The sequence below is a fragment of the Methanospirillum stamsii genome (assembly GCF_003173335.1).
Lineage (GTDB): Archaea > Halobacteriota > Methanomicrobia > Methanomicrobiales > Methanospirillaceae > Methanospirillum > Methanospirillum stamsii.
The window spans coordinates 79,947-96,800 of the sequence record NZ_QGMZ01000006.1 but is presented as its reverse complement, the minus strand read 5'-3'; the positions used below and the strand labels follow the sequence as shown (position 1 = coordinate 96,800).

Genomic DNA, 16,854 nt, shown 5'->3' with positions numbered 1-16,854 from the left:
CAGGCTCTGTAAAACCGGATACAAGCACTTAACCCCCCCATTTAAGAAGAATCGGTTTTCTGAAGGATTAACTCCTGTGTCATGGTATTTACTTCCCGGATTATCACAGACTCAACATATACCGGCACACCAAGGACATTTAATAGAACAATACGGTTATCCTGGGACTTTACAATAACAATATCTTTTGCAACCAGTTCTTTGTCTTCCGGGTTTTCACCCACACGATATACGTTAAATTCACACATTTTAATTCTCCTGATGTACTTTTGGAATCCACTATTCAACCAGGACGCTTGATAGTATTGAGTATTTCGATCAATTATATTCTGGCATGTGATTTAGATTTTCGTGGAACAAAATTTACAAAATTTTTAAGAAAATGTGTAAATTTTATGTAATTAAGTACACAAAATTTTTTGAATACTCATATTAGCCTGAACCTCATATTTTTTACATGGTTCAAACAGAAAATCGGCATTATTCAATTATATTTTCGTTATAGTACGGAATTTAAATTTCTTTTACCCTGTATTCCATCAGATCCCCTTTTCACCGGGTTTGAGGGTAAATAAGGCAATACCGAAAATGTAACTGATTTGGTGACAATATCCAAAATGAAATAAAAACTGAAAGATATGAACTCAAAACTTGTTGCAGAGGATCTCACCTGCTATTACGGAAATCTCTGTGCAGTTGATTCAATGAATATTGATGTGGGAAATGAGATCTTTGGTCTCCTTGGACCGAACGGGTCCGGAAAGACCACGACTGTTCTCATGTTTACCACGCTTCTTGAACCGACAAAAGGGACAGCATCTGTTTGTGGAATAGATGTTGTCAAATACCCAAAAAAAGTCCGGGAACAGATCAGTTATGTTCCCCAGGATATGGCACTTGATGTTCGCCTGACCGGACGTGAAAATGTCCGGTTTTTTGCTGAATTATACGGGGTCAGCCGTCCAAAGGAGATGACTGATGAGGTGATAGGAGTTTTGGATTTAGCCGAGAGAGCGGATGATTATGTCAAAACATACTCCGGAGGGATGAGGAGGCGTCTTGAACTGGCCCAGGCTCTGGTTCATGACCCGGAGGTTCTCTTTCTTGATGAACCAACCGTGGGTCTGGACGTTGCTGCCCGGAGAAAGATCTGGGACCATATCCGTTCACTCAGAAAAAAAGGAATGACCGTTTTTGTTACTACTCATTACATGGATGAGGCTGACCGGAATTGTGACCGGATCGCCTTTATTGATAAGGGAAGGGTACGGAAATGTGACACTCCTGCTTCACTTAAGACCATTATAAACGGAGACATCATCGTCGCTACCATAAATGGGAACTTTTCCTTTAGCAATATCCCGGATATCCGGTTCATCGGGCAGCAGGAAGATGAAATTACATTTCTCGCTCATGATGGTCAGATGGCATCCGAACTGATTCGCCGGGAGGTTTTATCCCAGGGGTTAACACTCCATTCTCTTTATGCAAGAAAACCAACTCTGGACGACGTATTTCTTCATCTTGTCGATGATTATGAAGATACCCGACCGATAAACATGAGCAGATTCCGGAACATGATGGGGAAGAGATGATGAATGCAATCATAATTTATTGCGTTCGTGATCTCATCCGCTGGTTCCGGGGAAAATGGGGGTTTATTTCTGCCCTGGTGGCTCCGGCAGCATGGCTTATCTTTGTCGGGCTGGCTCTCCCGGTAACGTTCACGGATAATTACCTGGCGTTTGTCACTCCTGGAATATTAGTAATGACCACATTATCGGCATCGATGCAGGGAGGAGCACTGATTATCATGGATAAAATTCTCGGATTTTACAATAAGTTTATGGCTCTCCCACCGGCACGTGAATCCATTCTCTTTGGAAAAATCCTTGTTACTACTATCCGGGGCATTATCCAGTCAACAATCATTCTCGTACTGGCCTTTTTCCTCGGTGTTCCGGTGTATTCCCCTGCACAGATTATCGGAGTATATCTTATCCTGATACTCTTTGGATGCCTGCTCTCATCAATAACCACAACACTTGCAATTTCCGTCGGTGAACATGATAATTATGCAGCAGTCACCGCAATGATTACGATGCCTCTTTTTTTCACATCAAGTGCAATGATGCCGTATTCTTCCATGCCGGAATGGTTACGGATTCCTGCTCATGTGAATCCTCTCAGTATTGCCATTGATTCAATCCGGGATGTAACCGCCGGGCTCATTCCCGGACAGAGCATCCTCATCCTCGTTATTTTGACGATAATTGTGGTGTCTATCAATGTGAAGATGTTTAGGAGAGTAAAATTATAATCAAATTTTGGTTTCGATAGGGGTTTATATGAATATTTATTCTATATTATGCTATGAGTCTTACCGATAGGGCATACATTGTCCAGCTCTCAATTATTGGTTTTCTCGCAATATTCTCTACCACAATATCAAAAAACCCTGTCCTTCCTCTGTATGCATCTTCTCTTGGGGCAAATGATGCCCTCATCGGTTTGATATCCGCAATATCGCCCCTTGCCGGAATTCTCCTCAGTTTTCCGGTCGGAGTCATATCTGATCGTCTGGGGAGGAGACGTATGCTCCTTTTCGCCGGAGGAGTCTTCCTTGTCGCTCCACTTCTCTATCTTTTCATCACAGATCCCTTTATGCTCATCCCGGTCCGGTTCTTTCATGGGATGGCAACGGCGATTCTGGGACCGGTGGTATCTGCAATCATAGCCGAACGGTTTTCCAGTACAAAAGGTGAACGAATCGGTCAGTATTCATCTGCCACACTCTATGGCCGGACCGTAGCTCCGCTCGTGGGCGGTTTGCTCATATCATTTTTTGCGATAACTCCCGGTCTTTTCCGGTACCAGAGTGTGTATCTCGCCGCTTTTATTGCAGGTCTTATTGTCTGTTTGCTCATATTCCGGATTCCCGGAGATAAGAAAGGACTTGATGTAACCCTGACCTTTGACGTGTTTGTGAAAAGTCTTCAGGTTTTTTGGGCCGACTCCCGGCTCCGGGCCACGGCTTATGTTGACATGGGGACGTATTTTATTTTCGGAGCATTTGAGACCTTTTTTCCGGTCTATTTAGTAAGTCAGGGGTTTGAGGTATATCTCATTGGTATCTTCTTTGCCGTGCAGGTTCTTTCAATTGCTCTTACAAAACCGTTTTTCGGAAAAATGGCAGACAAACAGGATCCCCGGTACCAGATTATGGCAGGTCTCATGCTTTTGGGTCTCTCGGTCTTTCTGATACCATTTTGTAGGGCGATAATTCTCCTTTTAATTCTCACCCTCACATCCGGAATCGGAATGTCACTTTCAACCGTTGCAACGACGAAATATATCGCAGATATTGCTCGTAAAGAAGAGATGGGCGCCTCTATGGGTGCATTGTCTTCAATTATGGATATCGGGCACTCATCCGGTCCGTTTGTGACCGGGGTGATAATTACTGCATCCGGGTATGGTATGGGGTTTTTGTCCGGTCTTCTCCTTGCAATCGCTATCACGGTGTACTTTATGATGATGACCATAAATCGGAAAAAAATCCAATGTAGTTTAATTTGAAAATTAAAAATTTTTGAGGGACTTCGGTGAAAAGGTCAGCCATTTGACCCTTCCTGACTAAAAATATATCTTGAAAAAATGTTTGGAGAATCTGTAATCAGAACACTATAGGCCGGATAGGCATGTTCCCTCCTCATTATTCTCACAATTTTTGAAGGTACAATGACGTAATTGACGAACTTTTTTTCCACTCACGAAACATTTAACCGATATGTCGGTCAAAATATTGTCATTATTATAGGTTACATCGGTGATAATTGTGAACACCTCAAAAATACTTGAAATACTGTCAGCCTATAATCCTTTTTGGATATCCGGGACTATTGATGCTGGCATTCCTCGTTCTCTGCTCTCGGCTTGTCTTGAACAAGTCTATTCCAAAGAGGTACTGGTTCTGAAAGGAATACGGCGATCAGGAAAATCCACACTCCTCAATCAGGTTATTCTGGAATTGCTAAAAATGGGGATTCCATCTGTTGCAATCCTGCGGATAAACATGGAAGAACCCCTGTTTGCATCAGAGTATTCTCTCTCACTTCTTGAAGATATCTATCGCACGTATCGGGAACGAGTATATCCGGAAGGAAAGTGCTGGATTTTTCTAGATGAGATTCAACAGGTGGCAGGATGGGAATCATGGGTAAGAGGTCGACAGGATACAGAGGATATCAAATTTTTTGTGACTGGTTCATCCGCATCCATACTTTCTCGTGAGATTGGAACAAAACTAACCGGTAGAAATGTTGCATTCGAGGTTTTTCCTCTCTCTTTTGTAGAATACCTTCGGTTCCACGGGATTAGTGTTGATTCTGAACTGGATTATATTAGTAAAAAAACAATAATCAGAAAATTATTCGGAGAATTTCTCATTTATGGTGGTTTTCCTGAAGTAACACTAAAAAAAACAGAAAATGAGAAGAAGATTCTTCTGAAAAGTTATTTTGATGATATACTCTATCGGGATATTGTTTCCCGGTATGAGATCAGGGATGTGGCAACTCTTCGAAATCTCGCCGTTTCTCTGCTTACACAGGTGGCAAGACCTACCAGTATATCTAAACTGAAAAAAAATTTCTCAATTTCACAGGATAAAACAGAACATTATATATCTGCAATTCTGGAATGTTACCTGCTGTTTCAGATTACAGGATTTTCGTATTCACTGAAACAGTCTATTCGCTCAGGGTTCAAACCATATGCAATTGATAACGGGCTTCGTAATCGTGTTGCATTTTCATTTTCCGAAGATTCCGGATGGCAGGTGGAAAATGTTGTTGCCTGTTTTCTGAAACAACAGTATGAAGAGGTATTTTTCTCGAAAAATGGAACCGAGATAGATTTTATTGTTAAGGAAGGGCTGAATATCAGCCATCGGATACAGGTCTGGTATGATGATATGTCGGTGCAGGATATTCCATCGCGTGAATTGACTGGTCTGAAAATACCTTTAGAGGGGCATGAAAACGCAAAATCTATTCTGCTCACAAACGATTATGAAGACGTTATTGAAAGCAATGATATTACCATATACTGCAAACCTGTCGTAAAATTTCTGTTATCTCTATGAACTCCCCGTTCGCATATATTTGACCGAAGTATCTTGAATTACTCCAAAAGCAGTAAAAAATTTCGTCCTTTCAAGTATAATTCATCATGATGGTGAAAAAATGACTGCTCTCTATCATTTCACTCATAACGGATGCGAAAACACTTCCGGATCCGGAATATCTCACAATGTCTCTGCCGGTTTTCTTCCCGGATAAAAAGGTATATCCATAGATTCTGATTCTGTTCTGTCACATGACGTGACAGGAAAAACTATGGCCGATTTTACCTCAAAATCAGTAGTAAAGAATGTAGAACGAAAACTTACCACACCGTTCGCAAGTAAGGAAGCCATGAACACCATCATCAGTGCAATCATCACTGATAACCCCTGGGGATGCACAACCTATATTTCCGGAGGATCTACTCTTCCGCCGGTATTAAAGAGCTCAGAGTATTATTCCGGAGCAATCATCTACGAGAACACGGAAGGAAAACAGGTTGGAAAAATTTCTGTCCGGGCAAAGACATCCGGAGGATTTGACACAAACATTGCAACAATCCTTGCAAATACGGCCATCGCATCAGCCATGGGAGGTAACGCTTCTCATGACAGCTCTGAAGATGCATTCAATGTAACCCTGAAATGTCATTCTTCAGAAGGAGAACTATTTAATGTGAATTTTAAACGTGATAAGGTCTCCATTAGCAGTTTTGAATCGGACAGTATCAAGAACACCATCGAGACCTGGGCAGACACAGTTCCTGAACTGGCCTGATCCCGGCCTTTTTTTGGAGAAATAATGAACCGATATGCGGTTTTATCCTTCTTTCTTCTTCTCCTTGTCTTCGGGTTTGTCTGTGCTGATTCTGTCTCTTCTTCCATTGTCTGTTCAGGTGCATCATGGGTCTCTTCTTCAGTCCTTGGTCCGGGCACAACACTTACGCAGGATCTCTTTACCACCGATCCGGCAATGATACTCCGTGAATTACTGACCGGAGAGAGAATACAGGCAAAAACCATGGCAACGTCAGAAGGCCCTATGGGAATTGATGAATACTCATCGGTCCGGATAAATGACGATGAGAATCCTCCGTTATGTATCTTTGAACCAGAAAACAATCAGACAAAAAGGCATCATGAAACCTCTGTATCAGGTCTTATGCAACATGGAGTGTATTCTTCTGCAAAACTTCCGGGACCGGAGGATATTTCACGATATCTCATACAGGCCAATGGTTCCGGGATACTCCTTACACGGGCATTTTCAGATGCCAACCAGTCACTTAACTATGCCTCTGATGTGGCCGGAATGTTGAATATTTCAGAACATATGCAATTTGGAGAAACAGATGACACTTGAATTACTTATCAGTTTCCTTTCGGTAGGGATGTCCCTTGCATCCGGTATTTCGTCCGTTATGCTCTGGATTAAGTTCCTGGAACCGGCCAAAGGGATTGTCCGGACCATCTGGAAAGATGATGACCTCAGTGATGAGGGAGATCTGTACATTATCGGAGTATCCGGACGGTTCTGAAAGATAAATTACCATATTTTTTCTGTGGTGTCCTATATCCGGTTAATATCCGAAAGATCATACACTTCATATCCGGATTTGCGGATCTCACTCTTCCCTGCTATTTTTCTTCCAACCAGGGCATAAATCGTCTTTCTTTTGTCATTCCTCCATCTGATCATCTGGCTTTTCTCCTCGAGTTTTTTGAGGATTACCCTTGCTTCATTTTGGGAAAGATCTGTCCATTTGCATTCAACACATATCATAGAATCTTCACTTTCTGAAATGCCTACCAGATCAATCTCCGTCTCATTGTGCCACCACCTTCCAAGCTGGTTTATGGGGGTATCCGGAAAGAAAATTTTTTCTCTGATGAGATGTTCTGTAAGAAGTTCAAAGAGTGTTCCTGAAAATCTGGGAAAGTTATCCTTAATTCGTTCAAGAACTTGTGATGTCTGCCTTGCTTCTATAGCGGTCATTTCCGGATAAACAAATCTGAACCAGAAAGAGAGATATGGATCTGAAATCCGGTATCTCCGTTTCCTGGACCCCGGAGTAGCGGTAACTGGTAATTCTTCACGAACAATGTGAAGTTTTATTAAAACTGAAAGGTATTTAGAGACCATACTCCGGTCAAGACCAGATTGTTGAATTATCTCGCCTAGTGAGGTATGACGCTCTGCTATTGCTTTAAGAATAGTCTGATAATTTGCAGGTTCCCTGAATTCATATTGAAGGAGTAATTCTGCCTCCATCGTGAGGTATGCACCTTTGGTAAGAAAGAGTCTTGAAACATTTGACCAGAAGTCGGTGGTTGGATCAAACAATTCAAGGTATGCAGGAATTCCTCCTGTAATAAACCATACCTGGGCAAGGAATACACCGGACCATGGAAGAAATTCCTTGAGATGCTCAAAAGACAATGGTTCAACCTGCCATTGTCCGGTTCTTCTCCCATACAGGGGGCTCTTATATCCAAGAACCTCCTGTTCCATAATACCGATGCTGGAACCGGAGAGGATAAGCATCACCGGACTATCTCGCATATGCAGATCCCAGATTCGCTGGAATTGAGATGGAATTGTTCGGTTTCTCTCGATGAGATATGGAAATTCGTCAATTATTATAGGAATTTTCCTCTGTTCCAAGGCTATTTTCTTAAACTGTTGATGTGATAGAAAACTAGTCCAGAGTGATTCAAATGATGGATACGATACGAATGCAAAATTTGGATCATCAAGGAAATCTCCAATTTCTTTAGCAAAGAGTCCGATGTTGACCTTTTCCGATTCCGTTGTTGCCAGGATGTATATTCCTTGTTTATTCTCTAAAAAGTGGATGAGAAGTTCAGTCTTTCAAAGCCCGCCTCCTTCCATAGAGTATGAGCAATTCAGAGTTTTTTGAGCGATACCTTTCTTCAAGAAATGCGAGCTCATAGATCCGATTGATAAATTTAATGTGAGACATAAGTATATTACTTATCTCTCACGATATCATGAAAGTTTGGTTTTTGTGTTAAACACGTTGGTAAAATCCATACCAGTACTAAGGCTGAAAATTTCGTTGAATTAATGCAGGGTTTAAAAAAAACAATAACACTGAGAATAAATGCAAATTGAAGGTTATATCATTATCAATAATAATCTATTAGTTACCCGGACTACTCAGGATCTCCAATGTATTAAAAATCTGGAGATAATTAATCCCTTTGTTAAGATCTGATATTTCCTGATTTTTTTTCGAAAATTTTAATCTCTACACTCATTTTTTTCGCAGGGGTATAGCCGGAACATAGGTCATCTCATTACATTTTACCCATATTGAATCAGTCCTATTCTGATACCCCTCATGTGAAATCATTATCGTATGCTGTCCAGCAGAAATTCCAATCGCTTTTAGTGGAGAAAGACCAATAAACAGATTATCAAGGTATATTGATGCATTTTGCGGAGTAGAATTCACAAAAAGCATCCCGTTCGGACCGATATACCTTCCGGCATTTACATCAATAAATCCTTGTTTTTGAGTGATTCCCTGTTTTCCGTCTCTACCGGTGACTTCCAGGATCACTGAATACCTACCTATCCCGGAATAGATGTGAATAGGGTTTTGTTCGCTTGAGAATGTGCCATCCCCGAATGTCCAGTTCCATGCTTTTGGATATCCGGTCGAATTATCAGTGAATTTCACCGAAAGAGGGGGTGTTCCGGAGATTGGACCTGCGATAAAATCAGGAATAATATCGTCTGATGGAACGGCCAGCGGAAGATAATCCATATTTTCTGTAGCAATACGGTAGGATGCATTGCATATCCCATCTCCCCGGTCAGCATGAGTCTGTGAAAATCCTGAACCATTCAGATTCGCCCAGAAATTACCACCAAGATACGGCCCGCCTGCAATATTTTCACCCTGTGTGAGAGTAGTATTCCACACAAGCGGAGTCTTTTCATAAACAAATATCACATTTTCCGAGTTATTAAAAAGATTGTCGGCTATTATCCCATCCTTTACGTCAAGAAACATTACTCCGGACTTTTTATTCCCGGTGACAAAATTCCGGTTAAGGGTAAAGTTACTGATAAAGTCCATTGAAATTCCGCAGTCTTCATTATCCAGAATGTCAGAATTATCAACTGACACAAAAGAATCCTGTATGAAGTAAACACCAGACTCCTTGTTACCCATGATTTTTGTGTTTTGAACTGACACATTCTTACAATTTGCCACAAAAACACCATAATAAGGACCATTTGAGAATTCAGAATCATTTATTACGATGCCATGACTTTCACTTATCTCAATACCAGATGCATCATCCTCGTGGGTTTCTGGATTAAAATTGCCAACAGAACTGTTGTTTATCCGGGTATCTCTGGAGACCTGTACCAAGATACCAGTGTTTGAAGATCCGGATACATCTAACCGGTTAAATGTGATGTTACTTGTCTCAAAAAGGGTAACTCCATAACCCTTGTTAGCGGATACGATGAGATCTGAAATGCTGCAGTTATTCGATCTCAATGCTACAGATCCGGTAATAGAACCTGAATCTGTTGCATGAGAAACATGTGATCCCGTTGAATTCACAAGGAATATTCCGGCCACGTTTGATCCGGTTGAAACATCCCGGACGGTGAGGTTTCGGGAGTTTACCGCAAGCACCATCGCCGGATTATCTGTCTTACCGATAAGGTCGCCTTCAGATTCCCGGATATAGATAAGAGGCCTTCCGTTGCAAAGATTTGTCCGGTCAATAGTATGGAGAAAATCTTCGGTTTCTAATCCGTCAATATAAAAATTATATGTATTATTTGTCAGGATATTCTCCCGGATAGTCAGATTTCTCCCATGTATTGAAAGACCATTTCCAGCATTATCACGGATGATATTTTGTGTGATAAATGAGTCGTCTGCAGTTACCAATATCCCATTTTTCCCGGAAAAAACCGTGTTATTCGCTACCCTAAATAATCCATTACTAATACTGAGTCCAAGAGAATCAGCTCCTGATATCCGGTTATTATAAATATTTGAATATAAACTGTCCTCTACATCAGTATTTTCAATATTAAGTCCGACTGCAAGCGGTCCTGACATGGTATTATTCCGGACAGTGGAATTATGTGCATTGGAAAACATCATTCCAATTGAATTGAGTGCGTAAACAGATGAGCCGAAATCTGAGATCTGGTTTTCTTCAATAATCAGGTCAGAGACATCAGTCCCTGCGATACCAAAGATCTCAGTGGAGGGATTTTCTGAATCATATCCGGAGATAGTATTATGAGTGATATGGATGGAACCCCCGTTTCCAACCGATATTCCCCCGGTATTCGTATAATGGGTCGTGTTTATTATTTCACCGGCTAAAACACCTAAATAAGCAACTCCGATGGTACATCTCCGGCTATTAAAATTCGTTACGGTAATGTTTGATATCTCGTAATCATTCGCTGCAACAACGCCATAGCAATAATTTTCATACGAACCGGAGAAGGTATGGCCGTTTCCATCAACATAGACATCCGAACAGTTGATCAAAAGACCGATCTGTTCACCTACACCAGTATAATCATTGACAACCCGGTATTGCCCTGGTTCAGATATGACAGCCGGCATGGTAACATCATGCCATCCGGTCCCTTCAGTCCTCACTGGTGGTCCGGTTTTACTATCTGCAGCAATGATTGCAGTTTGTAACTCTGAATTTCTATCCAGAACGGCTGAAAGCAAAATTCTGCTATCATCCGACGATAGTAGATTATCACTCATGTTCTGGAACAGAGTATTGTGTTCTATCTCCGGCGTGTCTGATCCTGCTGCTATTGTGCAGAATATGAGCATAATGAAAACTGATATCCACAGATACGAGAAAAGATTGTTCATCCCCATAAGCCCCGGCATCCCTGATAGTATCCTGGTTTTAATGAGGTATAAATTTTTATATATATTATTTATGAGATAAATTTCAGATCTCTAAAAAGTATCTCCGATTTTTCGCGCTATATATAGCCTCACAATCAGAATTATTCCTCTTAAGGTAAATTTTCATCTCATAAGCTGATTAATCGCCCGCCCAATTAGGTATCTTTTTATTTATAAATTAGTTATTTGTGTAAGACCCTTGTCAGTTAGAGGGGCATATGAGAGGTTGATAAAAAAATCCTGTATTCAGAAATAATAAAGAAACAGGATAAAAACGCAATCTCTGGTGATTTACGTGAATAATCAATGCGAAGATAAACCTGGGTACCCCCGCCAATTTTCAAAGCTTGGCCGCATAAGAAATCAAGCAGGGGTAATCGTAACATGTGTTCTCAAGAGTAAAGGACTTTATCCTCTATTCCACTCCGGAAGGAGGGGACTTCTATGAGTACTACCTGGCAATCCGGAAGAACAGCGGAGTATGCCGCAATGACTTCTCTTGAAAAGGCCGGATATAGGGCTGAGAAGATAACCGGCAGGAAACGAAGATTTGATCTTATCGGGTGGAAGGAGAACAAAGCTCTCTTCCTCGTGATCCGCTCGAATAAACGGTTGACAATCACCCATTTTCCTCATGAACTGGCCAGTCTGTCAGAACTTATCAGAACCGGTTCGGTTCCGGGTGAGATCCAGTTCTGGATTTATCGAAGACCCGGATGGATCAGGTACAGGATTCATGCCGGAGGAGCATCCGTAATTTCGTGGAGCGAAGAATGAAGACAGAATTATCAGACGAGGTGCTGTTTGCCGCCTGTTCGCTGACCATTCAGCCTCATTCAGTGATTTCTCGCCGGATGATAGAGGATGAAATCCAGAAAAGGCCCTATCTGTATCCCTATCTCTCCTCTGCAACATCGCTATCCAGGCGAAGAGTCATTGGCTCGGTAATGAATTGTCATTTTTCAGCCTGGGGCAGCAGTTTAAAAAATCCATGTCTCATCACAGCATGGACCATCCGGTTTGAGTATCCGGCTGTTTTCCGGGAGATTGAGCATGTCTCATGCTGATACAATCAGAAAGAACTGTGAAATCCTGTTTGCACCCGGACAGGTCGTTGAAGTCAGGGCATTTCGAAAGAACGCTGTTTCATCCGGATACTTTACTGATTATGCAAAACTTGCTGAAAAAGTGCAGATCCTCGATAGCGATCCTGAATACAGCGGTATTTACGTAACCCTCAACGAGATAAATCCGGACCTGCTTGCACGACGGTCAAACCGGATAGAGATGAGACTTGGGAAGTCTGATAAGACAACCTCCGATGATGATATCATTAACAGACGGTGGTTTCCTATTGACATCGATCCAAAACGGATCTCCGGGATCTCCTCAACCGACAATGAACATTCTCTGGCGGCGATAAAGGCAGAAAAGATCAGGGGATTTCTCTCTGAACTTGGCTGGCCTGAACCGGTTTTAGCCGATTCAGGAAACGGTGCCCATCTCCTGTACCGGGTCTCCCTTCCTAGCGATGCAGAAAGTCTGACCCTTGTCAAAAACTGTCTTTTGGTTCTCAAAACCTTCTTTTCCGATGATGATTCGGATATTGACACATCTGTCTCGAATGCTGCCCGGATATGGAAACTCTATGGAACGGTCTCCCGAAAAGGTGATTCAACAACGGAGCGTCCACACCGGAGATCTGAAATCATCTCGCTTCCGGATGAGGTCAGGGTAGTGTCAAAGGAGCTTCTTTTCTCTCTTTCTTCCCTTCTTTCGCCGGCATTAGGAGAGGAGAGATCATCTGATGTCCGGAAGAAAGGAACCCAGGTCAACGATCTTGGTTCATGGCTCCGGACATATGATCTCTCCTTTCGGGAAAAGGAATTTTCCGATGGAAGGCTCTTTATTCTTGATGAATGCCCGTTCTCATCCGCCCATAAGGACGGGGCATATGCCATCCAGTTTGAATCCGGGGCAATTTTTGCCGGATGTCATCATAACTCATGCGGTGGAGGAATGCAAAGGTGGCAGGAACTTCGCCAGAAGTTTGAAGGTCCATCTTCCGGAAAAAAGCGAGATCCAGAGCAACGATTAAAACAGATGGCACGGGACCGGGCACAGGCAAAGGCGGAATTTTATGGGAATATTCCAAAAGTCCCTGACCGTACTGATACTGTTACTGATACTAATACTGGTACTGATGCTGATACGGCAACTGATATTGAGACTGATGTTCCCATCAAAACAGGTGAACATGCAGAGGCTGCATCTGGTATCTTGAAATCCGGAAATCCGGTAGATTATATCCTGGATTCTTTTGCGAAAGATCATGAAGGAGACACGGTCGTTGCTCAATGCCTGATCATGTCATTTGCTTCCCGGTCGGTGGTGAATTCAAACGGTCTTCATGTTCTTGTTACCGGAGATTCCGGAAAAGGAAAGAGTCATGCATTTGACACGATGATCCGGCATATCCCTCCGGATTCTCGTCTTGATGGCCGGATGAGTGATAAGGCCCTCTTTTATGTAGAAGATCTAAAAAGTGGGACTGCAATCTGCCTTGATGATGTTTCTCTATCTGAACCTATGCAGGAGACATTGAAAGGGGTTACCACCTCATTTAAAAAGCCGTTTGTGTACCGGACGGTGAATAAGGATAGAAAAGGGCAGGTCTGTATTATTCCGCAGCGGTGTGTCTGGTGGGTTGCAAAGATGGAAGGGACTGGTGATGACCAGGTCTGGAACCGAATGCTTACCTGCTGGATTGATGACAGTCATGAACAGGATGAAAAAGTGCTTGCACGAGAACTGGCCTGTGCCGAGTGTCTTCCGGATGATGCATCCATTTCCCGGGATGAAGTCCTGATATGCCATCAGATCTGGGATCTGTTGTCACCGGTGTACGTGGTCATTCCATATGCCAGAAAAATCCGGTTTTCATCCTCAACAAACCGGAGAAATCCCGGAATGCTTCTTGACCTGATAAAGTCGATTGCATGCCTCCATCAGTTTCAGCGTGAGCGGATGGAAAGAGATGGATTTACGGTCATTTATGCAAATATGGATGATTTTGAGTATGCCTGCAGGATGTATACCGCACTCAACGGTGAATGCGGAAGTCAGATTACCAAACTGACCAGAAGTGAGTCGGCCCTTATCAAGGTTTTAAGGAGTGGCAGACAGGAATGGACCGTTGCAGAACTCTCTAAAGTCACCGGATCGGCTGAGCAGACCATCAGGAAACACATCTGCGGGTACAATAGTTATGGGAAGAGTTATTCAGGGCTGCTTGAGAAATGTCCGGCGATATCGTATCTTGATAGGACCAGTGTTGAGGATGAAGGCCGGACAAGAAGACGGTGTATGTGTTTTGTCTGGGATGATGAGGTGTACCAGAACTGGATATCCGGTAGTGGTTGCTGGCTTGATAATTCTCCGTCTGGCGGGGATCGGGGAAATTTTCCGGATGGTCATGATGGAGGAGAGGGCGGGAAGGCGGGAGAGGATCAATTAAGGGCGGGAGTTCCCGCCCTGTCGGATCTGAATGATTCGGGAATAGAATCCATAAATACTCCTTATAATAAAAATAATTTTTTTAATAATACCTTAGGGCGGGAGAATGAGAGTGTATGTTACCCTAACCTGCCGGCTAGTTCTCATACTCCTGTGGATTTTGCTCCCGCCCTCAGCACTTCAGAAGAGGGTACAACAAAAGGATCATCCGTGATTTCTGAATCGGAGAAGAAAATCGACGGGCGGGAGGTATGTACTTCTTCCCGCCTCCGGGGAGATCTCCCGCCCTCCGGTAATCCGATGCTTGCCATCTCTGCCATCGATCCGGAAGGATTCGTTAAACTCTCCGGTGTAAAGAAAGGCCCCTGTACTGTCTGTGGAGGGAAATGGGTGATGTATATCGAAAAGTCTGCCCTGATGAAAGATGAAGAGCAAAATCCCCATGTTATCTGTGAGCGGTGTTATTCAAAGGCGGTTGCACGAATCAGTCTGTCATATGTGACTATTCCCGGAACGGTCAATGTTTCAGGGATGGTCCGGGCAGATAAGGACTATGGCCGGTGCAAAGTCTGTGGTCTCGGAGGAGTGTCCTGGTATGATCCTGATACGAAAACCGGCATCTGTGATCTCTGTTATTCCCGGGAAAAGGGACGAGAGAGGGTGTAACCTGATGAAATTCGTTGTTACTGCAGAACATCCGAGACCTCCGGTCAGGTATGAAAAGGTCGGAAGACTTCGTCCGGGTGAAAATAGATCATGTGAGGTTATCCTGGATGGTCATGGAGTTATCCGGAATATTCAAGCAAGTGATCTTCTCCTGGTCCTGAATGGTCTTTTGGTTCCGGATTTGGAACTCTCGGAGTCCGGGAATCGGATTATTATCTCCGGGAGGTATGTGGTACTCGTAAAACAGGTCCGGGTGATGATACGTGACTGGCCAAAGAAGAAGGCTGCTTTGTTTATCCGGGAGGAGAGATAAATTAATCACCAATTTTTTTATGATATAGTATAAAGGGTTAAAGGGAGATGTATATTACAAATAACAGAATATGAATAAAAAATCTGGAATCCCCGTTCATCTGTGTTTACATCAAAATTTATTAAATATTAGATATAATGAAAACTAATTCAGAGGAATGGTTAAAGCAAGCAGAATATGACCTTAGTGCAGCAGAGCGGATGCTTGAAAGTAATCTCCCAGCACATGCTACATTTACTATTCATCTGGCCCTTGAAAAAATTTTGAAGGCATATTATGTTAAATTAAAAAAGAAGACCCCTCCAAAGACACATAGTCTCCTTTTTTTCGCTGGTGAGCTGTCATTAGATATATCAGAACCTGATTTCTCGTTACTCGAAGAATTAGAAGGGATGGGTGTTGAAGCGAGGTATCCACCGGACCTTGATAATACGCTGCGAGATTTACCTCCCGAGAGAGTTTATTCAACACTTCAAAGAGCAAAACTGGTGTTTACATGGATCAAGACAGAATTACTCAGATAATTCAGTTTTTTATACAGGAACTTGAAAAATCAGGCCTCCAGGTAAATCCTGTTATCTTATTTGGTTCATATTCAACCGGAACAGCAACAGATCAGAGTGATATTGATATTGCCATTGTATCTGATAAATTTCAGGGATGTGAATTCTCAAAACGCTTTCATATGCTTGGTAAACATATTGTAAAAACTGTACAGAAATATCATATTCCTTTTGATGTTATTCCTCTGACAAAGGAAGAATATAATAATGAACAGTCTATCCGGATGGAATTTATCCGGGGTGGTATTATCATGCATCCGGACACGATCTGTTTTTCACATCCAGATCCGGCTGAAGCATAATATCCATACATGTAATCCGGTCAGTTATTATTTGTGATGTTCTCCTGGTCCTGAAGGATTTATCGCTCCTGAACTTAAAACCCCCTGAGTCCGGTCAGATGATCCGGGGCTGGCCAAAGAAGAAGGCTGCGTTGTTTGTCCGGGAGGAGAGATAAAAAAATTCAGTTTTATATTCTGAAATCAGCATAATACTGAAAAATACTTATCTTTTATCATACTATAGCATGATATGATAGTGGTTCATCCACAAAATACTAAAATATTATTTTTAGTAGAAGAAGCGGAAGAAGGGGGTAATAGTACCAGATCCATTGGTCATTCATATACCCTGGTAGATTCTGTGGATGAAATCAGAGAAATGGTCAAAGATGCTGTTAATTGCCACTTTGATGATAATAATTACTCCCCGATGATTAGATACTAA

Annotated in this window: 17 protein-coding genes and 1 pseudogene; 14 read left to right on the top strand and 4 right to left on the bottom strand. The window is 42.4% G+C overall.

From position 1 onward, the window contains the following. Window positions 1-41 precede the first annotated feature (41 nt). Window positions 42-248 carry a CooT family nickel-binding protein gene (locus DLD82_RS02255; protein ID WP_109939482.1) on the bottom strand — a complete coding sequence of 69 codons (207 nt, stop codon included), beginning with the start codon at window positions 246-248 and terminating at the stop codon, window positions 42-44. A gap of 390 nt (window positions 249-638) precedes the next feature. Between DLD82_RS02255 and DLD82_RS02250 the strand changes: the two genes are divergently transcribed. The 7 genes from DLD82_RS02250 (at window position 639) to DLD82_RS02220 (ending at window position 6,663) form a co-directional block, all read left to right on the top strand. Further along, window positions 639-1,595 (top strand): ABC transporter ATP-binding protein, encoded by a 957-nt coding sequence (locus DLD82_RS02250; RefSeq protein WP_109939481.1) that lies wholly within the window; start codon window positions 639-641, stop codon window positions 1,593-1,595. Then, window positions 1,592-2,320, top strand: coding sequence for an ABC transporter permease (locus tag DLD82_RS02245; RefSeq protein WP_342764508.1), 729 nt, complete (start codon window positions 1,592-1,594; stop codon window positions 2,318-2,320). The genes DLD82_RS02250 and DLD82_RS02245 overlap by 4 nt, the downstream gene beginning before the upstream one ends. 53 nt (window positions 2,321-2,373) lie before the next feature. Further along, window positions 2,374-3,579 carry an MFS transporter gene (locus DLD82_RS02240; RefSeq protein ID WP_109939480.1) on the top strand — a complete coding sequence of 402 codons (1,206 nt, stop codon included), beginning with the start codon at window positions 2,374-2,376 and terminating at the stop codon, window positions 3,577-3,579. A 259-nt stretch (window positions 3,580-3,838) separates the two neighbouring features. Continuing rightward, complete coding sequence (locus DLD82_RS02235) at window positions 3,839-5,146, top strand: ATP-binding protein (protein WP_109939571.1); 1,308 nt, start codon at window positions 3,839-3,841, stop codon at window positions 5,144-5,146. Window positions 5,147-5,399: 253 nt separating this feature from the next. After that, entirely contained in the window at window positions 5,400-5,903 is a 504-nt protein-coding gene (locus DLD82_RS02230) for a hypothetical protein (RefSeq protein WP_109939479.1), read from the top strand. A 24-nt stretch (window positions 5,904-5,927) separates the two neighbouring features. After that, window positions 5,928-6,488 carry a hypothetical protein gene (locus DLD82_RS02225; protein ID WP_109939478.1) on the top strand — a complete coding sequence of 187 codons (561 nt, stop codon included), beginning with the start codon at window positions 5,928-5,930 and terminating at the stop codon, window positions 6,486-6,488. Beyond that, window positions 6,478-6,663, top strand: a complete 186-nt coding sequence (locus tag DLD82_RS02220; RefSeq protein WP_146199663.1) for a hypothetical protein — start codon at window positions 6,478-6,480, stop codon at window positions 6,661-6,663. The genes DLD82_RS02225 and DLD82_RS02220 overlap by 11 nt, the downstream gene beginning before the upstream one ends. A 32-nt stretch (window positions 6,664-6,695) precedes the next feature. On the opposite strand, the gene DLD82_RS19425 is transcribed toward DLD82_RS02220, so the two are convergent. The 3 genes and pseudogenes from DLD82_RS19425 to DLD82_RS02210 form a co-directional block, all read right to left on the bottom strand. Beyond that, entirely contained in the window at window positions 6,696-7,268 is a 573-nt protein-coding gene (locus DLD82_RS19425) for a DUF234 domain-containing protein (RefSeq protein ID WP_342764511.1), read from the bottom strand. 210 nt (window positions 7,269-7,478) lie between these two features. Further along, window positions 7,479-7,985 (bottom strand): annotated as a pseudogene (locus tag DLD82_RS19420) (AAA family ATPase); the annotation flags it as partial. A 418-nt stretch (window positions 7,986-8,403) separates the two neighbouring features. Then, entirely contained in the window at window positions 8,404-11,049 is a 2,646-nt protein-coding gene (locus tag DLD82_RS02210) for a NosD domain-containing protein (RefSeq protein ID WP_109939475.1), read from the bottom strand. Window positions 11,050-11,514: 465 nt separating this feature from the next. Here DLD82_RS02210 and DLD82_RS02205 point away from each other — a divergent pair, with 465 nt between their 5' ends. From DLD82_RS02205 to DLD82_RS02175, 7 genes are all read left to right on the top strand, one after another. Next, window positions 11,515-11,847, top strand: a complete 333-nt coding sequence (locus DLD82_RS02205; protein WP_109939474.1) for a PDDEXK family nuclease — start codon at window positions 11,515-11,517, stop codon at window positions 11,845-11,847. Continuing rightward, window positions 11,844-12,137 (top strand): hypothetical protein, encoded by a 294-nt coding sequence (locus tag DLD82_RS02200; RefSeq protein WP_109939473.1) that lies wholly within the window; start codon window positions 11,844-11,846, stop codon window positions 12,135-12,137. Before DLD82_RS02205 ends, DLD82_RS02200 begins: the two co-directional genes overlap by 4 nt. Beyond that, a complete protein-coding gene (locus DLD82_RS02195) occupies window positions 12,124-15,252 on the top strand; it encodes a hypothetical protein (protein ID WP_109939472.1) in 3,129 nt (1,042 codons plus the stop codon). Before DLD82_RS02200 ends, DLD82_RS02195 begins: the two co-directional genes overlap by 14 nt. A gap of 4 nt (window positions 15,253-15,256) precedes the next feature. Continuing rightward, window positions 15,257-15,565, top strand: a complete 309-nt coding sequence (locus tag DLD82_RS02190; RefSeq protein WP_109939471.1) for a hypothetical protein — start codon at window positions 15,257-15,259, stop codon at window positions 15,563-15,565. A gap of 137 nt (window positions 15,566-15,702) precedes the next feature. Further along, window positions 15,703-16,089: a HEPN domain-containing protein gene (locus tag DLD82_RS02185; protein WP_109939470.1), complete on the top strand. Its 387-nt coding sequence runs from the start codon at window positions 15,703-15,705 to the stop codon at window positions 16,087-16,089. Next, window positions 16,062-16,430, top strand: a complete 369-nt coding sequence (locus DLD82_RS02180) for a nucleotidyltransferase domain-containing protein (protein ID WP_109939469.1) — start codon at window positions 16,062-16,064, stop codon at window positions 16,428-16,430. The genes DLD82_RS02185 and DLD82_RS02180 overlap by 28 nt, the downstream gene beginning before the upstream one ends. A 229-nt stretch (window positions 16,431-16,659) precedes the next feature. Further along, on the top strand, window positions 16,660-16,854 hold the full coding sequence (locus DLD82_RS02175; protein WP_109939468.1) for a 2-oxoisovalerate dehydrogenase: 195 nt from the start codon (window positions 16,660-16,662) through the stop codon (window positions 16,852-16,854).